General features: G+C 42.3%; 18 protein-coding genes. 8 read left to right on the forward strand and 10 right to left on the reverse strand.

Features of this window, described 5'->3' with window-relative positions:
* Positions 1 to 17 precede the first annotated feature (17 nt).
* The 7 genes from CWC28_RS05965 to CWC28_RS05995 all read right to left on the reverse strand — a co-directional run bounded on the left by CWC28_RS05965 (position 18) and on the right by CWC28_RS05995 (position 5,912).
* On the reverse strand, positions 18 to 1,514 hold the full coding sequence (locus tag CWC28_RS05965) for an RNA polymerase factor sigma-54 (RefSeq protein WP_063702721.1): 1,497 nt from the start codon (positions 1,512 to 1,514) through the stop codon (positions 18 to 20).
* A gap of 115 nt (positions 1,515 to 1,629) precedes the next feature.
* Positions 1,630 to 2,355, reverse strand: coding sequence for an LPS export ABC transporter ATP-binding protein (lptB, locus tag CWC28_RS05970; protein WP_062566533.1), 726 nt, complete (start codon positions 2,353 to 2,355; stop codon positions 1,630 to 1,632).
* Positions 2,352 to 2,873 (reverse strand): lipopolysaccharide transport periplasmic protein LptA, encoded by a 522-nt coding sequence (gene lptA, locus CWC28_RS05975; RefSeq protein ID WP_063702719.1) that lies wholly within the window; start codon positions 2,871 to 2,873, stop codon positions 2,352 to 2,354. The genes lptB and lptA overlap by 4 nt, the downstream gene beginning before the upstream one ends.
* Entirely contained in the window at positions 2,863 to 3,417 is a 555-nt protein-coding gene (gene lptC, locus CWC28_RS05980) for an LPS export ABC transporter periplasmic protein LptC (protein WP_063702717.1), read from the reverse strand. The genes lptA and lptC overlap by 11 nt, the downstream gene beginning before the upstream one ends.
* Positions 3,414 to 3,965 (reverse strand): 3-deoxy-manno-octulosonate-8-phosphatase KdsC, encoded by a 552-nt coding sequence (gene kdsC, locus CWC28_RS05985; RefSeq protein WP_063702715.1) that lies wholly within the window; start codon positions 3,963 to 3,965, stop codon positions 3,414 to 3,416. The genes lptC and kdsC overlap by 4 nt, the downstream gene beginning before the upstream one ends.
* A 3-nt stretch (positions 3,966 to 3,968) precedes the next feature.
* Entirely contained in the window at positions 3,969 to 4,940 is a 972-nt protein-coding gene (locus CWC28_RS05990; RefSeq protein WP_063702714.1) for a KpsF/GutQ family sugar-phosphate isomerase, read from the reverse strand.
* A gap of 3 nt (positions 4,941 to 4,943) precedes the next feature.
* Positions 4,944 to 5,912, reverse strand: coding sequence for a calcium/sodium antiporter (locus CWC28_RS05995; RefSeq protein WP_138624869.1), 969 nt, complete (start codon positions 5,910 to 5,912; stop codon positions 4,944 to 4,946).
* 248 nt (positions 5,913 to 6,160) lie between these two features.
* Here CWC28_RS05995 and CWC28_RS06000 point away from each other — a divergent pair, with 248 nt between their 5' ends.
* The 7 genes from CWC28_RS06000 to murA are packed head-to-tail and all read left to right on the forward strand — an operon-like array spanning position 6,161 to position 10,817.
* Positions 6,161 to 6,979, forward strand: coding sequence for an ATP-binding cassette domain-containing protein (locus CWC28_RS06000; RefSeq protein ID WP_082401555.1), 819 nt, complete (start codon positions 6,161 to 6,163; stop codon positions 6,977 to 6,979).
* Positions 6,972 to 7,751, forward strand: coding sequence for a lipid asymmetry maintenance ABC transporter permease subunit MlaE (mlaE, locus tag CWC28_RS06005; RefSeq protein WP_063702710.1), 780 nt, complete (start codon positions 6,972 to 6,974; stop codon positions 7,749 to 7,751). Before CWC28_RS06000 ends, mlaE begins: the two co-directional genes overlap by 8 nt.
* A gap of 13 nt (positions 7,752 to 7,764) precedes the next feature.
* The gene (gene mlaD / locus CWC28_RS06010) at positions 7,765 to 8,313 is read left to right on the forward strand and encodes an outer membrane lipid asymmetry maintenance protein MlaD (protein WP_063702708.1); all 549 of its coding nucleotides are present in this window, start codon (positions 7,765 to 7,767) and stop codon (positions 8,311 to 8,313) included.
* 2 nt (positions 8,314 to 8,315) lie between these two features.
* Positions 8,316 to 8,993 (forward strand): MlaC/ttg2D family ABC transporter substrate-binding protein, encoded by a 678-nt coding sequence (locus tag CWC28_RS06015; RefSeq protein ID WP_063702706.1) that lies wholly within the window; start codon positions 8,316 to 8,318, stop codon positions 8,991 to 8,993.
* Entirely contained in the window at positions 8,986 to 9,279 is a 294-nt protein-coding gene (locus CWC28_RS06020) for an STAS domain-containing protein (RefSeq protein WP_063702704.1), read from the forward strand. Before CWC28_RS06015 ends, CWC28_RS06020 begins: the two co-directional genes overlap by 8 nt.
* Positions 9,280 to 9,284: 5 nt before the next feature.
* Positions 9,285 to 9,542, forward strand: coding sequence for a BolA family protein (locus CWC28_RS06025; RefSeq protein ID WP_063702702.1), 258 nt, complete (start codon positions 9,285 to 9,287; stop codon positions 9,540 to 9,542).
* 15 nt (positions 9,543 to 9,557) lie between these two features.
* Complete coding sequence (murA, locus tag CWC28_RS06030) at positions 9,558 to 10,817, forward strand: UDP-N-acetylglucosamine 1-carboxyvinyltransferase (RefSeq protein WP_105174485.1); 1,260 nt, start codon at positions 9,558 to 9,560, stop codon at positions 10,815 to 10,817.
* Positions 10,818 to 10,884: 67 nt separating this feature from the next.
* Here the strand turns inward: murA and CWC28_RS06035 are convergent, their stop codons facing one another.
* The 3 genes from CWC28_RS06035 to CWC28_RS06045 form a co-directional block, all read right to left on the reverse strand.
* Complete coding sequence (locus CWC28_RS06035; RefSeq protein ID WP_063702698.1) at positions 10,885 to 11,967, reverse strand: trypsin-like peptidase domain-containing protein; 1,083 nt, start codon at positions 11,965 to 11,967, stop codon at positions 10,885 to 10,887.
* 98 nt (positions 11,968 to 12,065) lie between these two features.
* A complete protein-coding gene (locus CWC28_RS06040) occupies positions 12,066 to 13,418 on the reverse strand; it encodes a Do family serine endopeptidase (protein ID WP_063702696.1) in 1,353 nt (450 codons plus the stop codon).
* Positions 13,419 to 13,541: 123 nt separating this feature from the next.
* A complete protein-coding gene (locus CWC28_RS06045) occupies positions 13,542 to 13,985 on the reverse strand; it encodes a Z-ring associated ZapG family protein (protein WP_063702694.1) in 444 nt (147 codons plus the stop codon).
* Between the two features lie 167 nt (positions 13,986 to 14,152).
* On the opposite strand from CWC28_RS06045, the gene zapE reads away from it, so the two are divergent.
* The gene (zapE, locus tag CWC28_RS06050) at positions 14,153 to 15,241 is read left to right on the forward strand and encodes a cell division protein ZapE (RefSeq protein ID WP_105174487.1); all 1,089 of its coding nucleotides are present in this window, start codon (positions 14,153 to 14,155) and stop codon (positions 15,239 to 15,241) included.
* Positions 15,242 to 15,372 lie beyond the last annotated feature (131 nt).

The following is a 15,372-nucleotide window of genomic DNA, read 5'->3' on the forward strand; positions in this document are numbered from 1 at the left end:
CCTTCTATGTAAAACGTCTAAATCAAACTCTTGCGCTGATTAGACGGAGGTATTGCTAGAGACTCACGATATTTTGCAATTGTACGTCTAGCTACTTTAATTCCTTGCTCAGCCAATATATCTGCAATTTTACTATCACTCAATGGTTTAGCTGAGTTTTCTGCGGCCACTAACTTCTTGATTAAAGCGCGTATTGCCGTAGAAGAACACTCACCACCATTTTCGGTGCTGACATGGCTTGAGAAGAAATATTTCAACTCAAAAATACCCCTCGGGGTATGCATATATTTTTGCGTTGTTACACGTGAAATTGTCGATTCATGCATTTCGACCATTTCAGCAACATCATTTAGCACCATCGGCTTCATCGCTTCAGGGCCGTGCTCAAAGAAAGCTTGTTGTTGTTGAACGATACAGTTGGTTACTTTTAATAACGTATCGTTACGGCTTTCTAAGCTCTTAATAAACCACTTTGCTTCTTGTAAGTGAGAGCGAATAAATTGGCTGTCGCTACTCGATTTTACTGAGCGAGACATAGCCGCATATTGGCTGTTTACTCTAATCTTTGGCATACAATCTGGGTTTAACTCAACCACCCAGCGACCTTTTACTTTTTTCACTGATACATCAGGTATAACGTACTCAGACTCTTCGCGTACTATGCTATCCGCAGGCTTAGGATTTAAGCTGTGAATAAGCGTCATCACTTCTTTAAGCTCATTTTCTTTAAGCTTAGTCTTTTTCATCAAAGTGCGATAGTCGCGACTCGCTAATAATTCGATATGCTCAGATAAAACCATTTTAGTTTCAGCTAAATATGGTGTGCTAGCGTCAAATTGACGAAGCTGAATACACAGGCATTCTTGTAAACTGCGCGCGCCAATACCAACAGGATCGAATAATTGTATTCTTTTTAAGACCGCTTCAACTTCATCAAGTTCGATTTCTTCTTCATCGTTATTTTGATTAAAGCTTTCGACAATATCTTCACAGCTGATCGTTAAAATACCTGAGTCGTCTATGGCTTCTACTATGGCTACGGCAATCGCTTCGTCAGTTGGGCTAAATGGCGTGAGCTGTAATTGCCACATTAGGTATTCTTGTAGGGTTTCAGTTGATGCGCCTTGGTAAATAGACTCATCTTCAGGCATAGGTCCTGATGATGTTGATGGGGCAGCACTCATGTACTCGTCCCACGTGACGTCCATTGCTAAGTCATCACTTACGGTGTCTTTATTGAGGGCGTCACTGCTTTCTTGCTCGTATTCGCTAGGTGCTTCTTCTGCAGACGCGCTTAGTTGCATATCGTCAGATTCAGCTTTTTGCTCATTCTTACCGATACTTTCTTCGTTGTAATCAGCCTCTTCCACTTCAAGTAGGGGATTACTATCAAGCGCTTCTTGAATTTCTTGCTGGAGATCCAATGTACTGAGCTGCAACAAACGAATCGCTTGTTGCAGTTGTGGAGTCATTGTAAGTTGCTGGCCCATGCGCAGCTGTAATGATTGCCTCATGTATCCCTAACAATCCTTTTTAAGTTATCGATGACTGTGCTGTGACAGTTAAAAAATTATCGATTTATTGTCATTGTTATAAGTCTAGCAGATGCTCTAGTCGGTGGCGTAATGGTTACAGCCTGAATTGCTCGCCTAGATATACATCACGTACAGTTTGGTCAGCTAATACGTGCTCAGGTGTGCCTGATGCAATTAGCTCCCCATGAGAAACAATGTAGGCTTTTTCACAAACATCAAGGGTTTCTCTAACATTATGGTCAGTAATGAGTACCCCAATACCGCGGTTTTTTAGGTGCTCAATAATTTTCTTTATATCTAACACTGAAATTGGATCAACACCAGCAAAAGGCTCATCTAAAAGGATAAATTTAGGATTTGCGGCTAATGCGCGAGCAATTTCAACGCGGCGACGTTCGCCACCTGACAGCGCCATACCTTGGCTGTCACGGATATGTTGAATGCTAAATTCGTCGAGTAAGCTGTTTAGCGTTTCTTCGCGGGTGGTTTTATTTAGATCTTTACGGGTTTCTAAAATTGCCATCAAGTTTTGATAAACCGTCAACTTTCTAAAAATTGACGACTCTTGCGGCAGATAACCAATACCTAAACGTGCGCGGCTATGCATTGGTAAAAGCGTAATGTCGTTATCATCAATGCTGATTTTACCTTTGTCGCTAGGTACTAAGCCTACAATCATATAGAAGGTTGTCGTTTTACCTGCGCCATTTGGACCAAGTAAACCAACAATGCTGCCAGCTTCAACTTCAAGGCCTACATTTTTAACCACTTGGCGGCCTTTGTAGCTCTTAGCTAAAAGCTCTGCTTTTAATGTGCTCATGGTTGGCCTTTGTTATCTTTTTTGTTTTCAACTGGAACGAGGATCGTGTGTACGCGATCTGTTGAGTTTTCGTCTTTTTCTGCGCTGATCAGCTGTTGAGCCATATCGTAGGTAATGCTTTTGGCCGTTACTTTTTGACCCGATTGAGTGACTTCAGCTTCGCCATTGAGTGTTAAGAAGCGTTTCGCAACATCGTAACGTACTTCTTGTGCACTGGCGCTCATTACGGTGCCATCAGCTTGCTTTTCTTCGAAATAAGCAGGATTACCTGTCGCGATAATTAATTCGACAGTGCCTTCGGTGTCTCCACCGTGTGCTTCAAGACGCTCAGCTGTAATACGACGATTACCATGCACGATCTCTACGTTACCTTCGAATATGCCAACGCCATCTTTTAGTTTACCAACTTGGCGGTCTGAGCTAATGCTAATTTGTGCGCCAGTTTGCTCAGCAGCCGCGCCTGAAAACGCGATCAATAAGCTTGGGATCAGGAGTAGTTTCTTAAGTTTATTGGTCATAGTATATGGTTCGTGTATGGTTAGTTAACTCAACAATTTCGGTTTTTAGATCGGCTTTTAAGCCTTTCCCGGTAATCTTTAAATTCGGTCCTGTTAGCGTCACAGGTTGCTTAGAAAACATGGTCATTTTATCAATGTCGACATTAATGTTTTCAGCTTTAATATCTTCGATCATGCCGTTGTGGGTTAAGTTTTTAGCAACCACATCCCCTTCAAAAATCAGCTGATCGTTTTCGTATAAAGTGGCTTCTTTGGCTTTTACTTGCCATACCTGCTGGTCGCCATAAATCGTAAAAATTGGTTGTTCAAAAAAGGTAAACCCTAATTGTTGATACAACTCCATTTTGGCGGCCGCCACCTTATGACTAATTTTGCCTTGTTCGTCATACGCAGTTTGCTTTAAGGCAACGGCTGTATAATCAGGCGATGCTATGATCTCGTCTTCACTACTTATTGCGTCTGTTGATTGATTAAAGTACGGGTACCATAACCACACCATGCAACAAACAAAAACAATACTCAGTAAAATACGGGCTATATTCATGCGCTGGTTCCATCGCTAGTTAACGGCTTGCCGTTTTCTAACATCAGTAAATCAGTTAATTCACGCACGGCTCCAAAGCCACCCGGTAATAACGTGGTGTAATGAGCCAGCTTTTTAATAAGCGGGTGTGCATCGTTTACAGCAACAGCAAACCCCACTTTTTCCATTACTGGTAAGTCTGGACCATCATCACCAATATAGGCAATTTGTTCATCTGTCAGCGCCAGTTTATCTTTTAACTCTTGATAAGCAATCAGCTTATCTTCTTGTCCCTGATAAATGTGCTGAACTGTTAGGCTAGTCATTCGCTGCTGAACTATTTGTGAATGGCGGCCAGTAATCACCGCGACGTCAAAACCACTATTAATAAGCGCTTTGATGCCAAAGCCATCTTTTGTATTGAACGCTTTCAGTTCTTCGCCATCATTGCCTAAATAAATGCGACCATCAGAAAACACACCATCTATATCGCAGATTAGCAATTTTACTTTTTGTGCGCGCTGACTTACATCAGGGCTAAGTGGCTGGTATAGCTCAGCGAATGTCATTGCTTAAAGAACTCCTGCTTTTAATAAGTCTTGCATATTAAGGGCACCAATTGGCGTATTGCTTTGATCCACCACAATTAAACCATTGATACGCTTACGTTCCATAATGTTTAAAGCCTCTGCTGCAAGCATATCTGGGCGCGCAGTTGTGCATGAACGAGTCATTACTTGGCTAATTGCCGTACTATGAATATCAATACGTTGCTCTAAAATTCGGCGTAAGTCACCATCAGTGAATAATCCGGCTAACTTTTCATCCGCACCAATCACCGCTGTCATACCAAGGCCTTTGGCAGACATTTCAATGAGTGCATCTTTAATGCTTTGTGTTTCGCTAACAATCGGCGTGGCATCGCCCGCGTGCATGACATCATTCAATGTCAGTAATAAACGCTTACCTAAGCTACCACCAGGGTGTGAAAGCGCAAAATCGTCGGCAGTGAAACCACGGGTTTCAAGTAGCGCAACCGCCATTGCATCACCCATTACTAACGTTGCTGTAGTACTTGCGGTTGGTGCTAGACCTAATGGACACGCTTCTTGGCTAACTTTGATGCATACATGTACATCAGACAGTTTGGCCATAGTTGAATCAGGGTTGCCTGTTAATGAAATCATCTTTGCGCCAATGCGCTTAATAACAGGAATAATGCTAAGTACTTCGCTGGTCTCACCTGAGTTTGAAATACACATCACCACATCATCGCGAGTGATCATACCTAAATCACCGTGGCTTGCTTCACCTGGGTGAACAAAAAACGCCGGTGTGCCGGTGCTAGCAAGGGTCGCAGCAATTTTATTACCAACATGGCCAGATTTACCCATACCTATAACGATAGTACGACCAGTGCATTGGTACATTAGCTGGCAAGCGTTATCGAAATCTTGGTTAATGTATTGCTCAATTTCTTGTAAGGCTTGTGCTTCAATTTCAAGTACGCGCTTGCCTTGCGCGATAAAGCTTTGTTGTGTCATTGATTATCCTATTTGGCTAAAAATATAGCCCTGATATGCAATAAATGCGACTAACAATAAGCCACCTTCTACTCTATTGATACGACGAGCACCTTTAAAGTTCAATGACATGGCAATCAATACAACCGTTGCTGCAATCATGATAAGTGCATCGCGGTTTGCCGCAGAAGGGTCAATAATTGATGGGTTGATAATACCCGCAAGAGGTAATACGGCGAGTAAGTTAAATATGTTTGAGCCAACGATGTTGCCAAGCGCTAAATCGTCTTCGTTCTTTAATACCCCTGCAATACAGGCTGCCAGCTCTGGTAAGCTGGTACCAATAGCAATAATGGTTAAACCAATGACTAGGTCTGATAAGCCAAAGTATTTTGCGATATCAACGGCTGATTCAACTAAAAAATGTGAACTGATTGGCAATAAAATCATCCCGATGACTAACCAAAACACGGCAGATTTAGTACTCACGTTGTCTGGCACATCTTCACATGCTTCGCTAACAAAGGGGTCATCTTGATTTTTGGCACGCAGAGAGATAATAACTAGGCCTGCTATAAACACCACAAACGCAAGCATTAAAGCGACGCCCTCAGCGAATGAGAAGTAGTTGTCTGAGAATACATACCAAGCGGCTACTGAGATTAACAGCACTAATGGCATTTCGCGTTTTAATGTCATTGATGACACGGAAAGGGGACGCAGTAAGGCTGTGACGCCAAGCACAAGTAAGATATTAGTAATGTTAGAACCAACCGCATTACCAACAGCGGTATCTGTTTTATTGGCAAGTGCCGCAGATGCAGACACCATCATTTCAGGGGCTGATGAACCCATAGCAACAACGGTTAAACCAATGATTAGGGTGGGGATCCCCATATTTTTTGCGAGTGCAGCCGCCCCATATACAAACCGATCAGCACTCCAAACGAGCGCTGCAAAACCAATAATTAAAATGACAAAAGAAGTCACCATTGTGATACGCCAACATTACTTATACAGATGACTGCAAATAGTAACAAAAGCGAGCATGAAAGTATAAGTAAAAGAATGAGCTGGCGAGCATAAAGCCAGTGTCGTGAGGAAACTAAATTTCAGCGGTGGTTAAGTTCTTTGCAGCTAGCTTTAGAATTTATTGAAAGGAAATATTACAAAATTTTACGATTTGTTTTTTCCATCTTGACTAAAAAACCCTTAAAATGGCAAAACTAGTGAAAAACGTTATGGAGAGCGACTTGTCGCAATCAATAGTAGAAATCAAGGATGTAACCTTTTCACGGGGCGATAGAATCATATATAAAAATATGAGTTTTAACATTCCGAAAGGCAAGATTACCGCTATCATGGGACCGAGCGGCATTGGTAAAACCACCATGTTACGCTTAATTGGCGGTCAGCTTAAGCCTGATTCTGGTGACATTTTATTTGAAGGCAACAGCATTCCTGGCATGACTCGCAAGGAACTTTATGCTGCCCGCACGAAAATGAGTATGCTGTTTCAAAGTGGCGCGTTATTTACCGATATGTCAGTGTTTGACAATATCGCTTTTCCTTTGCGCGAACATACTCAACTTAGCGAAGATTTAATTCGTCTTGTCGTTTTAATGAAATTACAGGCCGTCGGTTTACGTGGCGCACAAGATTTGATGCCATCTGAGCTTTCAGGTGGTATGGCTCGCCGTGCAGCATTGGCACGTTCAATTGCCCTCGATCCAGAACTTATCATGTATGATGAACCTTTTGCGGGCCAAGATCCTATCTCAATGGGTGTGCTGGTTAAGCTGATTAAATCACTGAATGAAGTGTTAGGTTTATCATCACTTATCGTGACCCATGATGTTACTGAGGTGATGAGCATTGCTGATCACGTTATCATCATTGCTGATCAAGGGGTGATTGGCGAAGGTTCACCAGAGCAAATGCAAAACCATGAATCTGAACTTGTTCAACAATTCTTAAATGGTTTATCGGATGGTCCTGTACCATTCCATTTCCCAGCTCCTGCGTACGATGATGAATTACTAGGAGTGCACAATGCTTGATCTATTTCAGAAGTTAGGTCACAAGACACTAGGGCGCTTTGCAGCGCTTGGTCGGTCTACTCAAATGTTGTTTGGTGCATTAGTGAATATGCCAAACTTCAAAAAAGGCACACCTTTACTAATTCGCCAATTATATATGGTGGGCTCACAATCTCTTTTAATCATCATGGTATCAGGCTTGTTTATAGGGATGGTGCTTGCCTTGCAAGGTTATACCGTGCTGGTCGGTTATGGTGCAGAAGACAGCTTAGGTCCCTTAGTGGCATTGAGCTTGTTACGTGAGTTAGGCCCTGTAGTAACCGCATTACTGTTTGCAGGCCGCGCAGGCAGTGCGCTTACCGCTGAAATCGGCTTAATGAAAGCAACCGAGCAATTATCAAGTTTAGAAATGATGGCGATTGATCCACTTAAACGCATTATTGCACCGCGTTTTTGGGCTGGTTTTATCAGTATGCCATTACTTGCATTAATATTTTCTGCGGTTGCTATTATCGGCGCTCATTTAGTGGGGGTTGATTGGCTTGGTGTTGATTCAGGAAGCTTCTGGTCAATCATGCAAGCGCAAGTGTCGTTTCAACAAGATATTGTGAACGGCATGATTAAGAGTTTTGTATTTGCCATGATCGTGACGTGGATTGCACTTTACAAAGGCTACGACTGTGTTCCAACTTCAGAAGGGATCAGTAAAGCGACAACAGAGACCGTTGTGCACTCGTCATTGGCAGTATTAGGTTTTGACTTTATTTTAACAGCGGTAATGTTTACCAGCTAATTAGGGTATAAAGATGAATTCACGGAAATTAGAAATTTTAGTTGGCTTTTTTGTAGCACTTGGTATTGCTGCATTTGCATTATTAGCATTTAAAGTTGCGAATGCCGGCATCAGTGGTAGCGGCGAAACCTACCAGCTAAACGCAAAGTTTGAAAACATTGGCTCTTTAAAAGCGCGAGCGCCGATTAAAGTAGGTGGTGTGGTTGTTGGTCGAGTTGAATCTATTTTTATTCACCCGAAAGAGTTTGTGCCAGTGGTCAATATGGCGATAGATGCAAACTACCTGTGTAAATTTTCAGACACCACATCAATCTCAATTTTAACATCAGGTATTTTAGGTGAGCAGTATTTAGGTATTAACCCAGTAATCGCTCCAGACTCTGCAGAAAAACGTTGTATGGGTGAAGATGTTACAGCCAGTGCCGATGATGCGGGACTTGATGATTTATTTGGTGTTGAGAGTAAAGCACTTGCAGATGGTGACTACATCACAGATACCAAATCAGCACTTGTTCTTGAAGAGTTAATCGGTCAGTTCTTATTCAACCAGGGAGGTGAATAATTATGTTTAAGAAATTTATATTGTGTATTGCTGTGCTGTTTAGCCTAAACGCACATGCCGCAGAACCTAAGGTTGACTTAAAAGACCCGTACAAAATGGTCCGTACAGTGTCTGATAACACCTTTGCGCGCATTACTAAAGACCAACCTCTTATCGCAAAAGATAAAGAACATTTACGTGTTATCGTAGAAGAAGAGTTGATGCCGTACATTGATTACAAATATGCAGCACTGCGCGTACTTGGTAATCATGTATCAAAGGTGCGTGCAATCGAAGACAAAGACGAAAAAGCGAAAGCGATTAAAGAGCTTCAGCGTTTCATTGACGTTTTCCAAAAGTATTTAATTGCTACTTACGCAGGTGTATTTACTCAATACACTAACCAAAGCGTTGAGTTCGCTCCAGCGCAGCCTTTCAAAGGTCAAGATGTGGTGGTGGTTAAAACGAAGATAGTTGAAGCAGGTAAACCTGATATTAGAATCGACTTTAAAGTACGAGAAGACCGCAGTGGTGACTGGGGTGCGTACGATATGATTGCAGAAGGTATTAGCTTACTTGACGCTAAACAAAGTGAATTGCAGGGCATTTTACGTCAGCATGGTCTAGATTATGTAAGTGACTTACTAGAGCAAAAGAGTCAACTTCCGGTGCAATTTAGAGGCGATGGTGGCGATGAGTAAAATCGACATTACTCAACTTGAAGATAACCAGTTTCGGGTTAGTGGTGAACTGACTCGAAATTCAATTGGCCGTGAACGCCTTCTGAACGTCAAGCCAGATTCTAAACATAAAACATGGTATTTTGACCTTTCTGGGCTATCTAGGGTTGACACAGCGGGCTTAGCTTGGTTAATTCACTCTTTCGCAGAATTAAAGCAGCAAGGTATTCACCTTGAACTGCAAAATAGCCCTGAACAATTGCAAAATTTAATGCAGTTGGGTCAGGTCACAAACCTATTTGAGTGAGATTTATGGAAACAAGCCAAGTCGAAACGTTATTGCGCGACGAATTAAAACTAGATGAAGTGATTGTTAAAGCAAATGGTAGCCACTACGAAGTGATTGCTGTTGGTGAGTGTTTTGATGGTTTATCTCGCGTGAAGAAGCAACAGTTGGTTTATGGTCCGTTAATGTCAACAATCTCAGACGGTACTATTCACGCAGTATCTATTAAAGCGTTCACACCGACTGAATGGAAACGCGAACAAAAATTCATTTTACCTCAATAGTCGCAGGGCCTCCTCATGGATCAATTTGTTATTCAAGGTGGCACCTCGCTGGCAGGTGAAGTCACTATTTCTGGCGCTAAAAACGCCGCTCTTCCAATTCTTTTTGCTGCGCTTTTAGGGCAAGGTAAAAGCACTTTTAGTAATGTTCCTCGCTTGCGTGATATCGGTACCACCGAAGCCTTGTTAAAAACGCTGGGCGCGAATGTCGAGTGGCAGCAAGACAAGCTCGTTATTGATGGAGCGACGGTAGATAAAACACTTGCTCCTTACGAGCTAGTAAAGCAAATGCGTGCCTCTGTGCTTGCTTTAGGTCCTTTGGTTGCTCGTTTTGGTGAAGCACAAGTATCACTGCCTGGTGGTTGTGCGATTGGTGCTCGTCCGGTTGATATCCATATTCAAGGTCTTGAGCGCATGGGCGCTATCATCAAAGTTGAAAATGGTTATATCAATGCCAAGGTTGATGGTCGCTTAAAAGGCGCTGAAATCTTTATGGAGATGGTCAGTGTTGGCGCAACAGAAAATCTACTTATGGCTGCAACGCTAGCTGACGGTAAAACGGTTCTTGAAAATGCAGCTCGCGAACCTGAAATTACGGATCTTGCTAATTGCTTAATTGCGATGGGTGCGAAGATCAACGGTGCTGGCACTAGCCGTATCGAAATCGAAGGGGTTGAGTCACTATCGGGTTGTGAGTACAGCATTCTTCCAGATCGCATTGAGACAGGTACTTTCTTGGTTGCTGCGGCAATGGCAGGCGGTGAAGTGCTTTGTAAAAATACAGACCACCATAGTCTTGACCCTGTGATTGAAAAGCTACGCGCTACCAATGCCTTGGTTGAAGTCACAGATAACAGCATTTACCTTGATATGCGAGGCCGTGAGTTAAAGGCAGTGAATATCAAAACGATGCCACACCCAGGTTTCCCTACCGATATGCAAGCGCAATTTACAGCTTTGAATGTGGTAGCGAAGGGCAGTGCAACCATCACAGAAACGATTTTCGAAAACCGTTTTATGCACGTGCCTGAATTACAGCGTATGGGTGCTAACATTCGCTTAGAAGGGAATACGGCAATTTGTGGTGATACAGAACGCTTATCGGGCGCACAAGTAATGGCAACAGATCTACGTGCGTCTGCAAGTCTAATTCTTACTGGCATAGTTGCTCAAGGTGAGACTATTGTTGACCGCATCTATCACGTAGACCGTGGTTATCAACGTATTGAAGATAAGCTGAGTGCGCTAGGTGCTAATATCAAGCGCCGTTCAAGCTAATCGCTAAGACTTATAAAAAAGGCCTAACATTTGTTAGGCCTTTTTTGTATCTGTATTACCTAAGTAACTACTGCTCGTCTTCGAGTTCTGCAACAGTCACCATTACTTTTAAGATTTTGCCATCGCGGTAAATCTCAAATTCGAGTTCTTTACCTGGTTCAGTATTCGCTAATTTTTCGAGTACTTGTTGTGGGTTTGCAACAGCAATACCGCCAATTTTAATCACAATGTCGGTTTCTCTAATACCGGCTTTCCAAGCTGGGCCAAATGGATCAAGCTGCGAGATACGCATACCTGCGACAGGCGTAAAGTTATCGCTAACATCTTTACCTGTGCTATCAATGCCTGTGCCACTAAAGCCTAAATAGCCACGGACTACACGGCCATGCTTTATTAGTTTATCCATCACATCTTTGGCAATCGAGTAAGGCACTGCAAAGAAGATACCTTGAATATCAAGGTTCTCATGGGTTTTAAATTGTGCCGAAGTGATACCTACTAAGTCACCTCGTGAATTGACAAGCGCCCCCCCTGAGTTACCTACGTTAATCGCAGCATCCATTTGTAAAAGGCTACTGTAAGGGCTGTCGATTAAGTTTTGCTTCCCTGTTGCACTGATAATACCTTGAGTGATGGTTTGACCTAAATTAAGTGGGTTACCAATCGCTAATACAACATCGCCAACACGGGGCTTGAAGCTATCGTTAACAGGAATTTTAGGTAAATGTTCTGCGCTGATTTTTAAAAGTGCTAAATCTGTTTGGGTATCAAAGCCAATCACTTGTACATCATAAAAACGACGACCATCAGCCAGCGTGACAATAATGAGATCGGCATTTTTGATCACATGGTAGTTAGTCAGAATATAACCGTCTTGAGTCATGATAACGCCCGAACCAAGGGCTTGAACGGTATTTTGACGTTTATAGCGAGGTTGATTCGAAATGCTTTCTGAAAAAATAGTAACGACTGACGGCGCTGCTTTTTGTACCGCATCAGCAAAGCTCATATGCTCAGAAGACATCGCTGCGGGTAGATTCATACTCGGTAATAGCGTGCTACGAAGACTTGGGTTAAATAACACCACTAAAAAGGCAATGCCTAAACCAGTGAAAAGCGGGGGAAGAATAAATTTAAAAAGTTTTAGCACGGTATTCTTATTATCAATGAGCAATCCCTTAATGATGGCACAAAAAAAATAACAGCGGCAAGCACCGCTGTTATTTTTTCATGATTTATCAACTAGGTTTACTGAATAAGTACGAAAACAAGCTCTCTACCACGTTTAACACCTAGTACTATGTTACCTTTGGTATTTTCGATGATCTTGTTCATGTCGCGAATTGTTTCAACACGTTGACGGTTCACTTGCATGATCACGTCACCTTCTTCAAGGCCAACACGAGCAGCAGGAGAGCGTGCTTCAACACCGGTTACTTCAACACCTTTACCATCACTCTTTTGTGTATTTTCAAGGGTTGCACCTTGGAATGCTGGGTGTGTCTCTTCGCCAGCAGCAGTGGTTGCTGATGCACCATCTAGCGTGACACTAACGGTTTTCACTTTACCATCTCGATAAAGGCCAAGTTTCACTTTTTTGCCTTCACCAAGGGTGGCAATTTTGCTGCGCAGTTCATGGAAGCCACTAATTTCAGTGCCATCGACGCTAATAATTACATCACCGGCTTTGATACCCGCTTTGCTTGCTGCAGTATCATCCATTACTTGCATAACGTAAGCGCCTTGTTTTACGTCAAGCTGCTGTGCTTTAGCAAGGCCAGCGTCAAGTGGGCGACCCGAAATACCTAACGAGCCACGACGCACCTCGCCGTGTTCGATAATTTGGTCAACTAGGTTTTTCATCATGGTAGAAGGAATAGCGAAGCCGATCCCCACGTTACCGCCAGATGCGCCTAAAATAGCAGTGTTAATACCGATAAGCTCACCATTTAGATTTACTAACGCACCGCCTGAGTTACCTTGGTTGATAGCGGCATCGGTTTGAATAAAGTCTTCATAACCTTCTATATTTAAACCGCTGCGGCCAAGCGCACTAACGATACCTGATGTAACTGTGTGACTTAAACCAAATGGGTTACCAATGGCCACAGCAAAATCACCTACACGTAATTGATCTGAATCGGCAATTTTAAGGGCCGTTAAATCTTCAGCGTCAATTTGTAGTAAAGCAATGTCTGATTCTTTATCGCTACCAATTTTGGTCGCTTCGTATTCTCGGCCATCCTCTAAGGTTACCACCATTTTTTCGGCATCTTCGATAACATGGTTATTAGTTACCACGTAACCTTCTTTAGCATCAATGATCACACCTGAGCCTAGGCCACTAAATTCACGCTTTTGACTGCCCCCACGAGGAACACCAAAAAAATCATCAAATGGTGTCGCACGGCGGCGGACTTCTTTTGAACCTGATACTTGAATACTCACCACACCTGGTGTGATTTGCTCAAGCATAGGCGCGAGGGTTGGCAATTGTTGACCATTAACAGCAACAGGAAGTTTTGCCATTGAAATTGCAGGGCTTAATAATAAGCTTGAAGATAAAATAGCAGCACTGATAACAGATAATTTCATTTTCATAGTCTGGGTTTACTCCACTTCAGAGATAAAGCAAAAACTAAAAAGGGCTGCATAAGCAGCCCTTTTCTTGGTTTAGATATAAAGCTGTTATATCTAAAGACTATGGGGTCAAAAAAAAGTTCATCAAGAGGCTTTAGAATGTTCTGAAACTTTCTGTGAACCGGTAAATAAGCCTGTTTCACCGACAACATAGTCAGCAGGTTGAGCTTCTGCGCTTGAACGATCGCCTCTGCGGTCTTGCAGTGAGTTTTGTAGTTGCTCAGTCGTTTCTTTAGAAAAGAACGGCTCATTTGGGTGCTGTTTTTTATCAGCAAGTAATAGTTTGTTTGTTTCTTCTACATGGTTTAGCAGCTGGTCGTAGTTATCTTTCATTTTAGATACTAGTTTACCTGTGCTTGCTAGGTGATCAGCTACATCTTGGCGGTATTGCTCAAGTGCATTGTTTGCTTGCTCGACTTGTTGTTCTAGTTCGTCTTGCTTAAATTGTTTTTTGGTTACAAAAGCACCAATGAAGAATGCTGAAATTGCAACGATAATTAGAATACCTACCCAGGTAATTGTGCCCATAAACCTACCCCTTTGGGAAAAATAACAAAAACAAATACTTTATAGTCCAATCATTATTAAAATATGCTTAATTTGATTGTGAAATCATACTGCGGGTTAATATACCCTGAGATACGATGCGTGTTAATATACTGTGCAAATTTAACTGTGTTTTATTGTAACGACCTATGACTCCTTGGCAGAAATACCAACAAGATTTACAACGTGAAGACTTCGTACATGATGCAGCGCAAGAAAATGCAGTGCGCCATTTGCAAAGACTCTATGATGACCTAACGGCAGACAAACCCGCCGCGAAGGGATGGTTTGCCAAACTATTCTCTAAAGATAGCACGCCGAGTATAAAAGGGCTGTATTTTTGGGGCGGAGTAGGCAGAGGTAAGACCTATTTAGTTGATACTTTCTACGAAGCTTTACCCACTGACCGTAAAATGCGTGTGCACTTTCACCGTTTTATGCATCGCGTGCACGATGAGCTTAAAAAGTTAAAAAATACTAGTAACCCATTAAATGTGGTTGCAGATATCTTTAAATCTGAAACAGACATTATCTGTTTTGATGAATTTTTTGTGCAAGATATCACAGATGCAATGCTGCTAGGTGGTTTGATGGAAGCCTTATTTGAGCGCGGTATCGTGCTGGTTGCGACATCAAACATTGTGCCTGATGAGCTGTATCGAAACGGTTTACAACGGGCGCGCTTTTTACCTGCGATTGAATTGGTAAAAGCCAACACTGAGATTGTTAATGTGGATTCGGGTGTTGATTATCGCTTACGTACCCTTGAGCAAGCAGAAATTTTCCATAGCCCGCTTGATAAGCAAGCTGATGATAACTTATTTGATTATTTCGATAAGCTGTCGCCAGAGCCAGGTGTGCTCGATAAGGCTATCGAAATTGAAGGGCGTATGATCAAAACCCGTAAAGTGTCAGACTGTATTGCTATGTTTGATTTTAGCGAATTGTGCGAAACAGCTCGCAGCCAAGTTGATTACATGGAAATAAGCCGACTCTATAACACGGTGATTTTGTCGAATGTAAAAGCACTTGGTCAAGCCAATGATGATGCGGCACGTCGTTTTATCGCATTAGTGGATGAATTCTACGAGCGCCATGTAACGCTAATTATCTCTGCAGAAAAGCCAATAACCGAGCTATACAGCGAAGGTAACTTAAATTTTGAATTTAAGCGTTGTATTAGCCGTCTACAAGAAATGCAATCGCTAGAGTATTTAGCAAAAGAGCATCTAGCGTAGTAGAGCTGTCAGCCTTCAGCCGTCAGTTTTTAGCTGATCGAGATAGTGGTTTAGTTATTTGTGTTAATGAACTGAAGTAGCTTTACATTCATTTTTCGATTTTTAAGTTTTTGATAGCTGATAGCTGATAG

The sequence above is a fragment of the Pseudoalteromonas sp. S4492 genome, from assembly GCF_005886115.1.
GTDB classification, from domain to species: Bacteria; Pseudomonadota; Gammaproteobacteria; order Enterobacterales; family Alteromonadaceae; genus Pseudoalteromonas; species Pseudoalteromonas gelatinilytica.